The following is a 678-nucleotide window of genomic DNA, read 5'->3' as shown; positions in this document are numbered from 1 at the left end:
TGTCCGGGCAGCAGGTCTTTTATCCGTTCCCACGCCTCGTCGCTTATATCGTGCCGGTGAATGCCTTCATTTTCTTTCATGCTTCCCATTTTACCTCTTTCCCTTTATCCAGTCCACACTACCTAGCAGGTGTCTCATGCCCGCCCTTACAGGTGCCTCATGCCCGCCCTAGCAGGTGCCTCGTGCCCGCCCTGTAAGGTGCCGGCTTGCTGAACTGTAAGGCGTCGCCTTATAGAGCGGTAAGCTGACCCTTGCACGGGCGAGTGTCGGTCCCCTGCAAGCGGCAGTGTCGGTCTCGCGCGCGGGAGGCGCCGGCTTACGCCGAGCGCCACTTCAAACGCCGCGCGAAAACATGCTATCGTTCCGCCGATGAAACCGCAGCGAGAGAACATGACTGAAGCGGGACAGCGCGTTTATGATTTTTTTCGCGCACAGGGATTTGCGCCGCTTGTCCCGGAATCGTATGCCGCCTTGCGGGAATATGACCGCGATATTCGCTTGCAGGAAGCGGGGCTCGCAATACGGATTGCGTGGGCAGAATCCCTTCATATCCACTACAAAATTATACACGGTTATTTATGCGCTTTGTTTATTTTTGAGGGCTTGCCGGTTTTCTTTGAAATCAATGCGCCTTCTGAAAAACCTGCCGCGCCTTTGCAGCAGCCGATAGACGAGCTG

The 678-nt window shown here is 55.8% G+C and carries 2 protein-coding genes; one reads left to right on the top strand and one right to left on the bottom strand.

Annotated features, from left to right (window positions below):
• Positions 1-197, top strand: a 197-nt coding sequence (locus tag AWU74_RS12820) for a hypothetical protein (RefSeq protein WP_238580230.1), incomplete at its 5' end; no start/stop codon positions are given.
• 136 nt (positions 198-333) lie between these two features.
• Here the strand turns inward: AWU74_RS12820 and AWU74_RS10760 are convergent.
• A complete protein-coding gene (locus tag AWU74_RS10760) occupies positions 334-570 on the bottom strand; it encodes a hypothetical protein (protein WP_162504995.1) in 237 nt (78 codons plus the stop codon).
• Positions 571-678 lie beyond the last annotated feature (108 nt).

Source organism: Treponema endosymbiont of Eucomonympha sp., from assembly GCF_001028545.1.
The sequence above is the reverse complement of the archived record's forward strand: the minus strand, read 5'-3'. Positions and strand labels throughout refer to the sequence as shown.